At 39.9% G+C, this 15,813-nt stretch carries 19 protein-coding genes and 1 riboswitch; of the genes, 1 reads left to right on the top strand and 18 read right to left on the bottom strand.

Features of this window, described 5'->3' with window-relative positions; all coding sequences use genetic code 11:
• Positions 1 to 15: 15 nt before the first annotated feature.
• From RCG17_RS16915 to RCG17_RS16855, 13 genes are read right to left on the bottom strand one after another with little or no spacing between them, the layout of a single operon-like run.
• A complete protein-coding gene (locus RCG17_RS16915; protein WP_308171307.1) occupies positions 16 to 726 on the bottom strand; it encodes an AIR synthase related protein in 711 nt (236 codons plus the stop codon).
• Positions 723 to 1,217 (bottom strand): ECF transporter S component, encoded by a 495-nt coding sequence (locus RCG17_RS16910; protein ID WP_308171306.1) that lies wholly within the window; start codon positions 1,215 to 1,217, stop codon positions 723 to 725. The genes RCG17_RS16915 and RCG17_RS16910 overlap by 4 nt, the downstream gene beginning before the upstream one ends.
• Positions 1,218 to 1,802 carry a cob(I)yrinic acid a,c-diamide adenosyltransferase gene (locus RCG17_RS16905; RefSeq protein ID WP_308171305.1) on the bottom strand — a complete coding sequence of 195 codons (585 nt, stop codon included), beginning with the start codon at positions 1,800 to 1,802 and terminating at the stop codon, positions 1,218 to 1,220.
• A gap of 13 nt (positions 1,803 to 1,815) precedes the next feature.
• On the bottom strand, positions 1,816 to 2,250 hold the full coding sequence (locus tag RCG17_RS16900; protein ID WP_308171304.1) for a bifunctional adenosylcobinamide kinase/adenosylcobinamide-phosphate guanylyltransferase: 435 nt from the start codon (positions 2,248 to 2,250) through the stop codon (positions 1,816 to 1,818).
• Positions 2,202 to 2,822 (bottom strand): histidine phosphatase family protein, encoded by a 621-nt coding sequence (locus tag RCG17_RS16895; protein WP_308171303.1) that lies wholly within the window; start codon positions 2,820 to 2,822, stop codon positions 2,202 to 2,204. The genes RCG17_RS16900 and RCG17_RS16895 overlap by 49 nt, the downstream gene beginning before the upstream one ends.
• Entirely contained in the window at positions 2,771 to 3,559 is a 789-nt protein-coding gene (gene cobS / locus RCG17_RS16890; protein ID WP_308171302.1) for an adenosylcobinamide-GDP ribazoletransferase, read from the bottom strand. Before cobS ends, RCG17_RS16895 begins: the two co-directional genes overlap by 52 nt.
• Positions 3,556 to 5,064, bottom strand: coding sequence for a cobyric acid synthase (locus tag RCG17_RS16885; protein ID WP_308171301.1), 1,509 nt, complete (start codon positions 5,062 to 5,064; stop codon positions 3,556 to 3,558). The genes cobS and RCG17_RS16885 overlap by 4 nt, the downstream gene beginning before the upstream one ends.
• Positions 5,061 to 5,636: a bifunctional adenosylcobinamide kinase/adenosylcobinamide-phosphate guanylyltransferase gene (locus tag RCG17_RS16880; RefSeq protein ID WP_308171300.1), complete on the bottom strand. Its 576-nt coding sequence runs from the start codon at positions 5,634 to 5,636 to the stop codon at positions 5,061 to 5,063. Before RCG17_RS16880 ends, RCG17_RS16885 begins: the two co-directional genes overlap by 4 nt.
• Positions 5,615 to 6,694, bottom strand: a complete 1,080-nt coding sequence (cobD, locus tag RCG17_RS16875; RefSeq protein WP_308171299.1) for a threonine-phosphate decarboxylase CobD — start codon at positions 6,692 to 6,694, stop codon at positions 5,615 to 5,617. The genes RCG17_RS16880 and cobD overlap by 22 nt, the downstream gene beginning before the upstream one ends.
• Positions 6,651 to 7,634 (bottom strand): adenosylcobinamide-phosphate synthase CbiB, encoded by a 984-nt coding sequence (cbiB, locus tag RCG17_RS16870; RefSeq protein ID WP_374120964.1) that lies wholly within the window; start codon positions 7,632 to 7,634, stop codon positions 6,651 to 6,653. Before cbiB ends, cobD begins: the two co-directional genes overlap by 44 nt.
• Positions 7,634 to 9,097, bottom strand: a complete 1,464-nt coding sequence (locus RCG17_RS16865) for an adenosylcobinamide amidohydrolase (protein WP_308171297.1) — start codon at positions 9,095 to 9,097, stop codon at positions 7,634 to 7,636. Before RCG17_RS16865 ends, cbiB begins: the two co-directional genes overlap by 1 nt.
• A 3-nt stretch (positions 9,098 to 9,100) precedes the next feature.
• A complete protein-coding gene (locus RCG17_RS16860; protein ID WP_308171296.1) occupies positions 9,101 to 10,159 on the bottom strand; it encodes a FecCD family ABC transporter permease in 1,059 nt (352 codons plus the stop codon).
• Positions 10,125 to 11,084 carry an ABC transporter substrate-binding protein gene (locus tag RCG17_RS16855; protein ID WP_308171295.1) on the bottom strand — a complete coding sequence of 320 codons (960 nt, stop codon included), beginning with the start codon at positions 11,082 to 11,084 and terminating at the stop codon, positions 10,125 to 10,127. Before RCG17_RS16855 ends, RCG17_RS16860 begins: the two co-directional genes overlap by 35 nt.
• A 173-nt stretch (positions 11,085 to 11,257) precedes the next feature.
• Positions 11,258 to 11,444: riboswitch (cobalamin riboswitch) on the bottom strand.
• A gap of 200 nt (positions 11,445 to 11,644) precedes the next feature.
• On the opposite strand from RCG17_RS16855, the gene RCG17_RS16850 reads away from it, so the two are divergent.
• Positions 11,645 to 11,839 carry a spore germination protein gene (locus RCG17_RS16850; RefSeq protein WP_308171294.1) on the top strand — a complete coding sequence of 65 codons (195 nt, stop codon included), beginning with the start codon at positions 11,645 to 11,647 and terminating at the stop codon, positions 11,837 to 11,839.
• 149 nt (positions 11,840 to 11,988) lie between these two features.
• On the opposite strand, the gene RCG17_RS16845 is transcribed toward RCG17_RS16850, so the two are convergent.
• The 5 genes from RCG17_RS16845 to RCG17_RS16825 all read right to left on the bottom strand — a co-directional run bounded on the left by RCG17_RS16845 (position 11,989) and on the right by RCG17_RS16825 (position 15,680).
• Positions 11,989 to 12,213 carry a spore germination protein gene (locus RCG17_RS16845; RefSeq protein ID WP_308171293.1) on the bottom strand — a complete coding sequence of 75 codons (225 nt, stop codon included), beginning with the start codon at positions 12,211 to 12,213 and terminating at the stop codon, positions 11,989 to 11,991.
• A gap of 35 nt (positions 12,214 to 12,248) precedes the next feature.
• On the bottom strand, positions 12,249 to 12,473 hold the full coding sequence (locus RCG17_RS16840) for a spore germination protein (RefSeq protein WP_308171292.1): 225 nt from the start codon (positions 12,471 to 12,473) through the stop codon (positions 12,249 to 12,251).
• 79 nt (positions 12,474 to 12,552) lie between these two features.
• On the bottom strand, positions 12,553 to 12,777 hold the full coding sequence (locus RCG17_RS16835) for a spore germination protein (RefSeq protein WP_308171291.1): 225 nt from the start codon (positions 12,775 to 12,777) through the stop codon (positions 12,553 to 12,555).
• A 176-nt stretch (positions 12,778 to 12,953) separates the two neighbouring features.
• Entirely contained in the window at positions 12,954 to 13,757 is an 804-nt protein-coding gene (locus RCG17_RS16830) for a fumarylacetoacetate hydrolase family protein (RefSeq protein WP_308171290.1), read from the bottom strand.
• A gap of 411 nt (positions 13,758 to 14,168) precedes the next feature.
• Positions 14,169 to 15,680: an MDR family MFS transporter gene (locus RCG17_RS16825; protein ID WP_308171289.1), complete on the bottom strand. Its 1,512-nt coding sequence runs from the start codon at positions 15,678 to 15,680 to the stop codon at positions 14,169 to 14,171.
• Positions 15,681 to 15,813 lie beyond the last annotated feature (133 nt).

Below are 15,813 nucleotides of genomic sequence, written 5' to 3'. Positions count from 1 at the left end.
TTTTCCCCCTTTCATTTAATTCATGATTTGGACGGAATGAAAATAACATTCTGCTATTTTTTTAACTTCTGTTTCTAAGCTTTCTTGAAAAAGAACGATAAAACATGTAGCTGGGCCAGAGGATTTTTCAATATCCACATCTGTGATCACTTGTTCCTTCATAAACTCTTTATCTTTAAACATCTTGTTCCATTCAGATAAAATTCCTTTTGAACCCACCGGCCAAACCGTGATTCCTTCTAACCTGCTAAATTTTTGAAAAATGGGTAATGGAACAATTTGATCGTTCTGATTGATTACCTCATTTCCAACCAACGGCAGCCCGATAATCGCAATCTTCGACTGTTCGTTAAACAGGGGCTCCGTTTTTCCAATTGTTTTTTTGCCAAGGACGATGATTCCAATTGCTGATTGCTGCATGTCAAAATTACTTTCTGTACTGCCAGTAATCGGAACTTTCAAATCTAGCTCGTTAAGTCCTTTTTGGATTCCCCTTGTCAGTTGCTCCCATGCTTCATCGCCGCAAAAATTAGTAAGGACAACAGAAATAGGTTCTCCGCCTGCTGCGATACATTCCATCACCGCTACTCGAAATGAGTAATACGCAGTCGTTTCATATGGCACAATGATCAAGTCATTCTTTTTCATTCCTATTGCACCACTGTTATCGGTCGCAATTATAAGAGAGTCCTTTCCTTGGAATGGGAAGGTTAAAACGTTTCTCATAGATGGACATCTCTCTTTTTCGGCCTATGCTGTGTTAATGATGAAAGTCTCGGAATTATAATTAATGCGAGCACAGTATTAATGACCGAACCGATTAACAATGATGGAACAATGGCGGCATAAAAGCCTTTATTCATTAGAAAAATAAACGGTATTGGAGCCACAAACGCATTCCCCGTGATAAAAACGATACCCGACAGGATCTTTTTGCCTTTTTTATATAAAATCCCAAATATCCATACAAGCACAGCCATTTCAAGTGCAATGAGGATATGCATCGGGCCTAATGGAAAACCACCGATTAACGCTGAAAGTAAATGTCCTAACGCTCCCGTAATTGCCCCGGCTCTCACACCAAATAGTGCAGCAGCAAGCAATGCTGGTAATGCATCCAATGCTACACTATCTACTACGGCGGGAATTTTAATGCTTGCTCCGACTGCTGACAGGGCAATCATTAATGCGATCAAGCATAATTTTTTAATGTTCATCTACTTTTCTTCCTTTCGTTTTCCATCCCGGAACACCTTTGCACTGCGCACATATTCAACGTCTTTAACGTGCAGCCGATAGTTAATCACCCTTGCCAATGCAAAAAAGTAGTCTGATAGACGATTTAAATATTTTTGTGCGATTGGCGGTGTCTTTAAATCAGTCTTTGCCAATTTTACTACTAATCTTTCTGCCCTTCTTGTAATTGTTCGGGCAATATGAATGGAAGCAGCAGGCTTTGTTCCTCCAGGTAAAATAAAGCGTTCAAGTTCAGGTGACTCGTCCGTAAATTCATCGATCCTTGCTTCCAAATAGGCAATCGACTCTTCTTGAAGTTTGTTTTCCCATTTTTTAGTTACATTTGCAAGGTCTCCCCCGCAATCAAATAGTTCATGCTGTATTTTTTCAAGATCGGCAAGCACGTCTTCAAATATTTGCGGGTCGAGTTCGACGATTGCCTGTCCGACAAAACAATTCACTTCATCTACTGTTCCGTAAGCCTCAACACGGGTATCATCCTTATCTACCCGACCACCGATGATGCTTGTTTTTCCCTCGTCTCCAGTTCGTGTGTAAATTCTCATATTTAATTCCCCCTTATTTTATGGTTTGATTAATCCCATACCAAATAACATCCACTTTTTCAGCCTTTTCAGCTGTATCCTGATACACCCAGCCGGTTAAATCACGCCAAATACGATTTTCTTTTTCAAGCGGGACAATCCCCTTTGATATATCTGTTCCGATCAAGATTAAATTTCTGTCATTGGCGTTTTTCTCCCAGCACAGCCAATCATTTAAACAAGAATTCCATATAATTCGGGAATGCTCGATGTCGTAATCCTCTGTTAAAACCCTCAACCAGGTTTCAATTCCTTCTAAAATAACTAAATTTTGATTGAAATCCGCGAGATTATGAGGAAGTTTCTGGCTTTCATAGGCTGATACCCAGCCATCATGATGATCAACCTGGTACGTCTTCTTCACCCATGCTCTTTTTCCGTTAAAGGTACCTCCCGTAATAAAATGCATCGCTCACCCCTCCTTAGTGCATCACGCTCAAAAATAAGTTCAATTCCAGTTCCATGCAGTACCTTCCAGCTCCAAAATTCCTTTTCCTCTGGAGCAAACTTCGCTAAAAGATACTTTACCACTCCCCCATGGGTGACCACAGCACAGCGCTGAATGCCCATACTAAAAATCTCTTGGGTAACACGGCTCCAACCGCTTAGAACTCTTTCACTGAATTGAGGAAAAGTTTCTCCATTCGGAGGACAATGATGGACAGGGTCATCGATCCACTGCCGATAACATATATCTTCTTTCAGCTCTTCATATGTCTTTCCTTGCCATTTGCCAAAATCCATTTCTCTTAGTTCTTTTAATAGAAGATATTCTTCGTTTGGAAATAAAAGATTGGCTGTTTGGATACAACGCCCAAGGTCACTTGAAAAATAGCATTCGTAAGTGCTTTTGGTTGCTAGATTTTTCGATTCTAGACATAAGGGAGAATCATTCCAACCCAAATAGGCTTTTCGTTTATTTTCTTCGGTTAACCCATGACGAAATAATGCAATAACCACACGGTCAGCCATAAAATACATTCAGTCCCTTCTACTGTAGCTCCTAATACGTCACCCGTAATTCCTCCAAACCACATGAGAGCATTTCTACGGGAAATGAGGTAACAAATCATTGCTGCAATAAGCAAAATCCAAATTGGAATAAATAATATCCTTAAAAAAAATAAGATTAAAAGAAAAATAAAGATATAAAAAGGATAAATCCATAGTACTTTTACTGTTGCTGCTTGTTGAAATAGACGGCCAAGACCATCATCTTTAGCCGCCTGGACCGTTAACAGGATAGCACCCATCACATTTTTACCTAAAAACGGGATAGCTGCGATCAAAAAATATGTAACAAAATGAATGTTCATAGTTAACTCATAGATAAAGAAAAAGCGGCAGCTTAGCAAGACAAGGACCGAGATAACACCAAATGCTCCTGTTCGCGGATCCTTCATAATCTCAAGCCTTTTTACCTGATCCTGATAGGAAAAATAAGCATCGCTTACATCCATCCAACCATCTAAATGAATACCACCCGTAAGCAAAATCGTTACCAGCCACAAAAGAAAAGCAGCAGCTAAATGAGAAAATGGTGTCCAGTTTATCAATGCATACAAAAGGTATGAATACAAGAATCCCTGGAATACTCCCAATAATGGAAAAGCTTGAACTGCTCCTCTTAGATGTTCTCGATCCATCGGCAATTCTAGCTTAATTGGGATTGCTGTGAAAAATTGCAGGTTTATCAACAACCCTTTTAATAACTTCATACTCTTGAACTCCATCGGTTGATGATATTTGTCAGGAGCTCCCAATTTATATGTTCTTTCATTTGTCGGGCAAGGTCATCAAACCGTTGATCTTTGAAGGCTTTAATATGGACCATATCTTTTTCGGGAAGTCCTTTGGACTTTCGAATCTCGTTCAGCCATTGATTTCTCCACACGTCATTTTGAAAAAGATGATGGAGATAGGTTCCAATTACTTTCCCATTTTTACCATAGTAACCATCTGATTTCCCATCCACTGTTTGGAGAAAGGAACTTCCTTCCCTTGCCAGAATCGTCCTTCCTAAGTGAATCTCATATCCTTCTATCCTATCAAGACATGAAAGACCAGTATCTTCATGAAAATGGGCGGCTGTTCTGACCGTTTCTTTTTCCTGCTGAAAAAATGTTCTTGCAGGAATAATCTCTAACCCCTGCACTCTAATATTAGCGATTCCTGTGTCCGTACCGGCTTCATCGATCATCTCATCACCAAGCATTTGATAGCCTCCGCAGATTCCGACTAAAAATCCGCCCTCTTCCATATGTTTTTGAATGGAATCATCCAGATGTTTTACTCTTATAAAATTTAAATCATTCATTGTGCTCTTGGTTCCGGGAATGATTACTGCATCGGGCCGTCCCATTTCCGAAGAATCTTTCACCCAGCGTAATGAAACATCTTTTTCGTATAAAAACGGCTCCAAATCGCTGTAGTTCGAAATAAATGGCAGCTGAATCACAGCAATATCAAGGTCAGCTTTTTTCCTACCCCTAAATTGCTGACTAATTGACAAAGAGTCTTCCCCATCAATCATATGATTTTCCACATAGGGTAAAACACCTAAAACCGGAATCCCTGTTTTCTCTTCTAGCCAGTGAACACCATCCGAAAATAATGAAAGATCGCCGCGGAATTTATTGATAATTAAGCCGGCAACTCTTTTTCTTTCCTCAGGTTCCATAAGTTCAAGCGTGCCAACAATACTGGCAAAAACGCCCCCGCGATCAATATCGGAAACAAGGATAACAGGAACATCGGCCATTTCTGCCACTTTCATATTCACAATCTCTCTATCTTTTAAATTGATTTCTACAGGACTGCCCGCCCCTTCGACAACTAAAAGATCATATTCTTTTTCCAAATGGGCAAGTGATTCTTTGATCACCTCAAGCCCTTTTTCATAAAAACTTTCCCGATACTCACGTCCTGATAAGGATTCTATAGCCTTCCCCAGGAAAACTACTTCCGAATGCAAATGAGATCTTGGTTTTAATAATATCGGATTCATCCAGACACTCGCTTCCACCTTGGCTGCTTCTGCCTGTATTCCCTGTGCTCTGCCAATCTCCTTACCATCAACCGTGACGTAAGAATTATTGGACATGTTTTGTGATTTAAACGGTGCAACCTTAATACCTTCATTAGCAAACATTCTGCAAAGAGCCGTCACGATTAAACTTTTGCCCACATCGGAAGCAGTTCCCTGAATCATTACGCCTTTCATTCCAACACCTTCTTCCATTCAATTGGAATTCCCGCTTCCACATAAAAGGCGAGGTCAGATTCTCTGACTATTCTTTGATGAATATGCCCAAGCAATTTTTTATAGGTAAAAACAAGGATGTTTGGAGATATTGGTTCGTTCAATACTTCATTACTTACAACGATCAAGGTTTCCGCCTTCCCTTTTAGTTCCAAAATTCCAGTTATGATCTTTTCATACACTGAATCCAGGAAAAGCTGGTCCCACTTATTTACCGCTGAATAGAGTTCATTGTTTAATAGGGTAGTCACACAATCAAGCAAAAGAATATCCCGATCTTTAATATTGGGAGCAAGTTCACCAATATTTACAGACTGCTCCACTGTATTCCAGTGATGCTTCGTATTCTCACGGTCCTGCTGATGCCTTTTAATTCTTTCATTCATTTCGGAATCAAATGGAACACCCGTTGCGATATAATGCAGATTTCCTCCTGAACGTGCGGCTATTTCCACAGCGGTTCTTTCTGCAAAACTGCTCTTGCCGCTTCTGACACCGCCAGATATAAAAATTAACGATGGAGCTTTCGCCATTCTTTCAGAACCTCCATGAGCTGCTGATTTTCTTGACTGCTTCTGATAGCAAAGCGCAGCCATTTCCCCTCCAAACCAGGAAAATTAAAAGTATGGCGCGGAATGACTCCTTTTTTCAGTAGGAATTCAAATAACGAAAATTGATCCTTTAGATAGGGATCCTTTAATAAGTAAAAATTCACCTCAGAGGCTGAAATGGTAAATTCCTGTTGTCGGTAATAGGTGAAAAGTTTATTCCGTTCGTTGGCGATAAGATTTTGAGTCTGTTTAATAAATGCTTTCTCATCCATACATAATTCACCCGCTGCTAAAGCAATTGCATTGATACTCCAATGGGACTGTATCGATTGGAGGTTTGCAATCATTTCGGGATGTCCAACTAAATAACCAAGCCGAATCCCAGGGATGGCAAACATTTTCGTCATTGAACGAATAATGATTAGATTGGAGAATCTCTTTATGTATGGAATATAAGATTGATAGTCTAGCAGAAAATCATAAAAGGCTTCATCCAGTATAAATAAACAATCGTTTTTTTCACATTCTTCCAGCAGCATAAGGATGTCAGATTTCAAGTAACGTATTCCTGTTGGATTATTTGGATTACAGAAAAACATCGCATCTGCGTCTCTCAATTTCGGACGTATTCGTTCAAGAGAAAGTTCAAAATCCGGCGCTTCTAATTGGTAGGTCATGATCTCACAGCGATTGACCCTGCATGCTTGCTCATACTCCGAAAATGTGGGCTGAATCAACAAAACCTTTTTACCCTCCAGCATTCTCGCAAGTAGTGTAATTAGCTCCGCTCCACCGTTTCCAACCAGCAGAGAATCAATTGGAATCTGTTCCTTTTTCGATAGTTTTCCCTTCAAAGCTAAGGCATATGGGTCAGGATATACCGTGACCTTTTTATAGATTTCATTCCAGCTCTTTTTCAATGCTTCAGGCGGACCGAGCGGATTAATGTTCGCACTAAAATCAAGGTAATTTTCTGGAAGCATCATGCCCATTGCTTCATAGAGATATTGAGGATTGGATCCATGTGATGGCCATTTCAAGGGTCATCCCTCCTGCCCATAGTAAAAGTAAAAATAAAAAAACAGTCTTTCTTAAAATGGCATTAGCTTCACGGATATGTTCAAACCGTATCCGCTGAATCGGGTCTCCCATTTTTGCTCGATTTGAAATCATCCCATTGTAGTAATTAATCCCCCCGAGCTGGATTCCCAAAATAGAAGCAACCGCCGCTTCACCCCAGCCGCTGTTTGGGCTTGGATGCTTTTTGGCATCGCGGAACAAAATGGTCCACGCCTCCTGAAAACTCGTCTTTTTCGGCCTGTTTCCAAACAGCATAAGGATTCCCGTCAAGCGGCTTGGAATCCAATTAAGCACATCATCCCATTTCGCTGAAGCCCAGCCGAATTCTTTGTACTTCTCATTGATGTAACCAACCATTGAATCACAAGTATTGGTGGCCCGATAAACCATTGCCAGCGGTGCGCCCCCCACTAATGCCCAAAACAAAGGCGCTGTTACTCCATCGCTGGTGTTTTCTGCAACTGTCTCAATCGCGCCGCGGGAAATCTCCCCTTCATCCAACATGTCCGTATCCCTGCCTACAATATAGGATAATTTTAATCTTGCAGTCTTTAGGTCCCTCTCTTTTAACGGATGATAGACCTCAAGCGAAGCTTGTTTCAGGTTTTTTTGAGCAATCGTCGCTGATATTATGAGGCTCTCGATCAAAATTCCTACTAGTGGATGAATTTTATAACCTATTAAAACAATAAGAGTAACGCTCAATAAAACAGCCAATAAAACGACTAGGAGCATGAAAGTACCCTTCAGCTGTTTTTTATTTCCCTTATTCCAGCGCTTTTCTAAATAAGCGATCATCCTGCCAATCCATTTGACTGGATGCGGCCAATTAGGCGGGTCTCCGATCACCATATCAATGAAATAGGCGATTGTAATTGAGATTAAATGATAAACCATCATCATCTCATCCTTTTCCGTGATTTTTGGATCGCTATTGTTGTACACTCATATACCGCTTTACTAATAAGCTTTCCCAAGGGTGTTATTGTACCGGAAAATTCTATACTATTCCCTTGCTGTGTGGCTGCAATTAAAATGCTATCGGTTGAAGTTCCAGTGGCTATCGTTCCTGTGACCTTGTCGATGACCTTTTGACTCTCCATAACCTTACATTTTGCTTCTGTTGCGGTCATAATGCTTTGAATGAATGCCTCTTCGGTTAGTTCACCATTTACAAAAATCCATGTGTTTATGGTTCCTGGCAAATTTTCAAAGGAATGCAAATCGCTTTTCGAAGCATCAACGGCATTGCTAACACCAGCGGTCACGACAACAAAGATGGAAAAACTATCAAGTTCGCATAAAGTATAGGCTACATCCTCAGGGAAAACGGCTGTCATCATCCCGACAGTCTCCGCCGGTTCAAACCCATTTACTTTTAGAAAATCAGCCATTTCCAGACGATGATCACTGCAGTTATAGTTTTTATCAACGTGGCGATTGACAAATTTTTGGTACCAGCCTACACCCGAACCTATAACACCAGAAGACATTGTCCGCAATGCTATTGGCGAGGATAATGCAATGTATTCTTCAGAAATAGCCAGGAGATCTTTGTCAATTCTCACAGTTTTTTCAACTCGTTCATGATTTGGAAGCAGGACCATTTGCGGGGCAGCTACTTTTGGATGCGGCTGCTTCTTAATATCAGTGTGAAATACATTTTGAATTCGCTCTTCTTTAAGTACTTCATTCGGAACATGCACGATATTAATCGATCCATTTTCTAGCAAGAGCATTCGATCACAATAAAGTCCAGCAAGATTTAAATCATGAAAAATAGAAAGAACCGTTAAGTCGTTTTCCACCGACCAAGTTTTGAGCAGATCCAATAATTCCTTTTGATAGGAAAGGTCCAGATGGTTGGTCGGTTCATCTAAAAGCAGAATTTCAGGCTCCTGGGCGAGTGCCTGGGCTAAAAAGACACGCTGCTTCTCCCCGCCCGATAGTTCCTGAATATTTTTATTTTGTAATGTCGATACACCTGTTTGCGACATAACTCTTTGGATGATTTCTTCATCTTCCTTGTTCCACGATTGAAACCAACCATGTTGGTGGGCGTAGCGTCCTAATGAAACAGTTTCTTTAACTGTATAGGAGAAAGATTGCCAGGAATGCTGGGATAAAACAGCAACCATTCTCGCTATCTCTTTAGTGGAATACTCTTGAAGCCTTTTTCCTTTTATAAAAACTTCACCTTCTTGAACTGGCAAGATCCCGCTTAGGATTTTTAAAAGGGTTGTCTTTCCGCTCCCATTTGGTCCCAAGACTCCAAACAATTCCCCAGTACCGACTTCAAAAGAAACGTTTCTAAGGACGGATTCATTTGTATATCCACCCGAAGCATGCTGAACTTTTATCATTTCTTACCCACTTCTTTCCGTCCTTTTTCTTTGTAAAAGAATGATGGAAAATACCGGTGCACCAATAAGAGCTGTAAGCACTCCGATCGGTAACTCGGTCGGAGAAATTATCGTTCTTGAAATAAGATCCGCTAAAATTAAAAATCCACTTCCGATTAAAATCGATATTGGTAAGAGGTGTATATGGTTCGGCCCCCATAACAATCTTGCCAAATGTGGAATCACAAGTCCCACAAATCCAATTGTTCCTGAAACCGCGACTGCCGCACCCGTTAAGATGGAACCAGCGGTAAGGATGATCAGTTTTCTTTTTTGAACATTGACGCCTAAATGCTGCGCCCTTTCTTCCCCGAACGACATCGCATTTAATTCTTTTGCATTCATAATGAGAATGAATGATCCAATGGTAAAAAAAGGAATAACGATCTTAACATATTCCCAGCCCCGCATTGAAACACTACCCAAAAGCCAGGCGATAATCTGCCTTAGTTCATCACCCGTCAGAGCAATCATGAGGGAAATAAGTGCCCCAAGAAAAGAGCTGAAAATAATTCCCGTTAAAATAATCGTTTCCACTCTCATCGAGCGTTCAATTTTTCTGGCGAACGCAAGAACCAAAAAGACCGTAGCAAGTGAAAACAAGATACTTAAAAATGGCAGGGTAAAGGAACCAACAAACGGAATTGAAATTTGAAAAAATAATGTGATAACCGCCCCGACTGATGCACCCGATGAAACTCCCAGTGTGTAAGGGTCTGCCAACGGGTTTCTTAATAAGCCTTGAAAGGCCGCTCCAGCAATTGCAAGAGATGCACCAACAAGACCGGATAAGATCACTCTGGGTAGTCGGATATCCAAAACAATATTTGTAAACATTGGGTCGATTCGCTCTAGAGATAATCCAAAAAGTTTAGCTTCGATAATTCTTCCAATGGTTACCATTGGAACATATACTGTTCCAATGGATGTACCCAATAGAACTGACAGGAGCAGGAAGGTTCCCGCCGCCAGATAGGCTATGGTTTTGTTATTTAAAAACTTCCGGATAGACTGCCTTTGCAAGCGCCTCTACTCCTTCAACAACCCTTGGGCCCGGGCGGTCGACAAGGTCAGAATTTACATCAATTACTTGTTTATTTTTAACGGCGTTCACATTCTCCCAGCCTTTTCTTGATAACACTTGTTCGGCAGGATTTTTCACATAATATCCGTATGTGGTAATAATGACATCGGGACTTTTTTGAATGATAGATTCCTGATCGACCTTAATCCAGCCTTGTTGATCTCCTGCAACATTGTCAGCATTAATGGCTGTAAGCATTTCATTCATAAAGGTATTTTTTCCCGTCGTATATATATCAGGTGCAGGAGCAACCTCCATATATACTTTTTTCTTTTCTTTTATCGATGCTGCTTTTTCCTTGATAACAGCCAATTTATCCTTCATGCCTTTAACTACTTCATCCGCTTGTTTTGTTGTGCCCGTTGCTTTTCCGATCATACCAATCGAGTTATACACCTGCTCAAAGTTTGTTGCATTAGCGATAACGAGAACTGGAATGCCTGCATCCCGCAGCTGCTTTAGGGCATCCTTCGCAATAGAAGCAGAAGAAGCATGTGCCAGAACTAGATTTGGTTTTAATCCAATGATTTTCTCTGTATTAAATTGCTGCCCGCCAATTTTTTCTTTTTTAAGAGTATCTTTTGGATAATTATCATAATCTGAAACCCCTACAATTTTCTTTTCTAACCCTAATGCGTAGGCGATTTCTGTATTACTCGGCATAAGAGATACAATTTTTGTCGGCCTTTGCTTAATAACCACTTTATTTCCTAAAGCATCCTTGATTGTCACCGGAAAGGCTGCCGCTGTCTTTGTTGAATCAGCCTGATTTCCTCCAGTAGATTTTTCTGTTGTTCCTGCACAACCTGCCAGCATACCTATTGTTAACAATGCAATCAACAATAGCGAATACAATTTCTTCATTTTATTCCTCCTGATTTTGATTTTGCAGCATAAGGAAAATAAAGACTTGCCAAAAAAACTAGGTAGCTAAAACGCAAAAAAACATCTCCATGAAGACATGGAGATGTTGGTATGTGTAGATTCAAATACGTAATGTAAAGAGTCCAGCATGCCACACATTCCTATCCGCGTAGGTTTTGGCGCAACAAACAGGCAGGTCTCCTGGCTCATGATCATCACTTCCTATCCCTTCCCATCATTAAGACAGTGGATACTATAGGCAGCTCCCATTTACAGTGGCGGGACCGCGTTGGATTTCAACCAACTTCCCTTTTAAGCTAAAAATCTTTTGATTTTAGCACCTGTTTTTAAAATCTATTTTTTTATGCTACAGCTATTATTATATAAATTTATCCATTTGTACATGATTTCTCGAAAAATTTAACCATATTGCTAGAGTGCAGTATGAATTAAAGGATTAATTCCTGCAGAAAATCCGCATTCTCCTTAATACATTAGCTTATACATTGGGAAGTTTGTTCACATATTGTATTATAAAAATTACTAAGGAGAGGCTGACTTTGTCAGGAGATTGTAGTGTTATTTTTATTAATACGATATCTGGCGGTATTGTAAATTTTGGAGGTACAAATAAAATTGCACCAGTTTCGATTTCTAAAACAACAACAGGTTCCCGTCCGTCCACCTCAGGGCAGATGACCTCAGAGTCGAACATACCAAGTAATCTCTCTGGTGCAATAGAAGGGACAGTATGAGTTTCTTCTTCTTGATTCTGACCAAATCTCAGGCATGGAAATTAAGTAAATATCAAACAGGGCCGGCATTTGCCAGCCCTTTCAATTTAGTACAAGCTTGTTATCGGATGTTGACGTATACCTGTGTCCCTTTGCTAGGAACAATGCAGCTAGTTATCCAGGATTACTGGCTGAGCAGCAACATTCGTGTCGATTGTATTCGTTGAACTCGGGGCACTAATGCCGAAACCTATAACATTGGTGTGTCCGCCGCCGGCTCCAGCGGCAGTCTTCGAAATATTTTTTGGAGAAAGATAGAGTGTACCGCCAAAATTTACGTTTGCTTGGCCTCCAACAGTATCAATGATGAGAGGACCGCCGATAAATCCTTCCATTTTCTACATCCTTTCGTTTTATCCTCAACCTAAAACTAATTATCAAGTACAACCGGCTGGTCAAGTATATCCGAATCGATCGTATTCGTTGAACTTGGACCAGTAAAATTAAAACTTACTACAGATGTGTGTCCGCCACCAGAACCTAAAAAGTTCTTAGAGACATTTTTAGGAGTAATAAAAAGGGCCCCGCCAAAATTTAAGTTTGCCGATCCTGCAATTGTTTTAATATGAAGAGGGCCTCCGATAAACGCTACCATTTTCAACACCCTTTCGGTATATACCCTAATTTATGTCAACAATTTTAATATGTTCCTTATCAAGATTTGAAAATAACCGTTAGTTATTTCCAGCAACAGCTTGATCAATTAAACTTGTATCCAATACACCCGTACTGCTCAAACCATTAGTTGATAAGACCCATGCCCCAGTACTAGAACCTCCGCAACCAGAGAATGTTTTTGATGCAGACATTGGAGAAACAGCAGCGGAAGCCCCGAAATTTACCACCCCTGTTCCCCCAATGTTAACAATGTTTAATGGACCGCCTATCATTACAGGCATTAGAATCACCCTTTCTTTATATTTGTTCTGTGCTTTACCAATAACTTATGTTTCTATCGCTGTCCTTGTTCTCTTAAGCAGAATTGGCACTATACATTGAGATTAGATAGCTTGGACTTTTCATTTGACATAAAAAAAACATTAGCAATTTTAATGCTAACGCTTTTGATGATGTTTTATTTTACATAGTTACATAGTTTTCCGATCTTCTCTACTTCGACAGTAACAACATCGCCCGATTCCATCGGGCAGCTTCCTGATGGTGAACCAGTGGCTAAAATATCTCCTGGTTCGAGTGTCATAACCTGTGAAATCCAACTGATAAGATATGGTATAGATAGTGACATCTGATTCGTATTTCCGTCCTGAACAACATGACCATTTAAAGTTGTAACGATACGTAAATTTGTTGGATCTATACCCGTTACAATCCACGGCCCCAATGGACCAAATGTGTCGAACCCTTTTCCGCGTGTAAACTGAGGGTCTTTTTTAGTAAGATCTCTTGCCGTAACATCATTAAAAACGGTACAGCCGAAAACATAATCCATTGCTTCTTCTTCTTTTATATTTTTTCCGCGCTTCCCGATAACGAGAGCCACTTCCCCTTCCATTTCTACCTGTTTGGTTAAATCACTAGAAGGAAGAATGATCTCTCCCTCGTTTGGTATCAAGGAAGATTTCGGCTTTAAAAACAAAAATGGTTCCTTAAGATTGGCCTTTCCTCCAGTCTCCTTAGCATGTCCAGCATATGTCCAGCCGAAATTAACCACTTTTGAAGGTGATACTGGTTCTAAAATTTTCACATCGCTATATTTAAGTCTTACACCATCATACTTGAATTCATTGTTTACAATTTCAGTAAAATCACTGGTCAATTGTAGAATTTCATTATCCTCAACAATTCCATAATATATTTTATTGTTATCATTTTGGTATCGAACGATTGTCTGTGTTTTTTGCAGTACTTGCATTACCATACATATCAACTCCATCTACATAATAAATAATTTCATTTCTCCACGAATCATCTGAAATAAAGGAATAATCATCAGGGTCGCCAAGCTAATCGCAGTTTTAAATTTGTAGCTTCAAATACTATTGAGGTTTAAAAATTACGTTGACATTTATTCAAGGTATTTATGATGAATTTTATATAAATAAGGATAAGCCAATAATTGAAATAAATAAAATGTTAAAAAGTTATACTTTCATATAAAAAATTTTTATATGGCACTTTTTGTGGAAATATCGATTATCTTATATTTTGTAAATTATTTAAAATAGGTTAACCTGCCTAATGGTGTCGAAGACTATCGACAATTGTTAATTTCAATCTGGGATTTGTTTGTAATGGAAAAGCAAAAGCCGCCTTTTGGCGACTTTTGCTTTTAATGTTGAACTTGTTTTTGCTGTTCCATTACCTTCTTGTGTGAAGGAAGGAAAAGAGTAACGACAAGGTTTGCGGCCCCAAGGAAAAATACCAGAATAAACACAAGGTGAAGGCCGTGGGCAAGCGCTTGATGAATCATATCAATGACATTTGCAGGCAACTTATTGATGGCACCTGAATTTAAGACATTACTTATAGTGCCACCCCCGCTCCATGCTCCATTTGAATGTTCTTTACCATAAGTGATGAGCGAGTTGTTAAAAATTGTTCCAAAAATAGCCACCCCAACTGTTTGACCAATAGATCGGGTAAAGGTGTTAGAAGCTGTTGCTGCACCGCGCATTTGCCAGCCTACCGCCGATTGGACAAGGACTGTCGTTGGAGTTGTAGCGTAACCCATACCAAGACCAATAACGATCATAATTCCAACAAAATACCAATACGGTGATCCAAGTTCTAGGGACAACAGCCATGTCCCTCCAAGTGCAATTAATATAGCTCCGATAACAGCCGTAAACTTAGAGCCGATTTTATACATATAACGTTCGGCAAAAGTTGCACCTAAAGGCCAGGCAATAGACATAGGCATTAGCGTTAGACCAGAGCTCGTTGCACTGTGGCCAAGAATAGTTTGGATCCACATTGGTAAATAAACATTAACCCCAATTAGAACAGCGCTTGAGAGTACACCAATAAAATTAGAAACCAAAATCACTGGTATCCGAAATAACGACGGTGGAAGCATAGGTTCTTTCACTTTTGTTTCAATATAACCAAAGAGTAAAATAAAAATAAATGCTACAGCAAAAAGCATATAAATTTGTGCTGAATTCCAAGCATATTTCTGACCAGGACCAGCATTTAGAAGAGCGTATAATAGAGTTGAAATCCCAATTGTAAAAGTGATTGCTCCAAGATAGTCAATTTTGCGATCTTTTTTCAAGTCAACTATCTCATGGAAGAAAATAGAGAGTAATACAATAGAGACTAACCCAACAGGCAAATTAATATAGAAAATCCAGCGCCAGCTGACATGGTCCACAAAGAAGCCGCCGACTAACGGACCTAAAAGACCTGCGATTCCCCAGACCGAACTGAACACACCTTGCATTTTTGCCCGTTGTTCCCCAGGATAGAGGTCGCCGATAATCGTAAAAGTTAACGGCATCACCGCACCAGCCCCTATCCCCTGAAATGCACGGAACCAAATTAATTGGGTCATCGTATGTGCAGCACCCGATAGCATCGAGCCGAGAACAAACAAAATGACCCCAGTCATAAAAATTTTCTTTCTACCAAATAAATCAGCCAATTTCCCATAAATTGGCGTTGTCACAGATGTTGTAAGCGTATAGATGGCAAAGACCCAGCTGATTAATTCCAGACCGCTAAGGTCACTGACAATCCGCGGCATAGCCGTACTGACAACAGTAACATCAATGGCAACTAAAAGAATGGCCACCAGCATTGCAACTGTTACCATTTTTCGGTTTGTAGCTGTATTCGACATGTTTCTTATCTCCTTAAAATTAGTAATTCGGTCAATTTGTTGACTAAATCATTTTAATTCATCATACTATTTTTAGTCAACAACTTGACTAAATTCGTTAATCTTTTTTATATTGTTATTAATAGAAATAATG

The organism is Neobacillus sp. PS3-12, assembly GCF_030915385.1.
Lineage (GTDB): Bacteria > Bacillota > Bacilli > Bacillales > Cytobacillaceae > JAEVLT01.
Note: the sequence above shows the minus strand (reverse complement) of the source record. Positions and strands in the feature narration are given on the sequence as shown.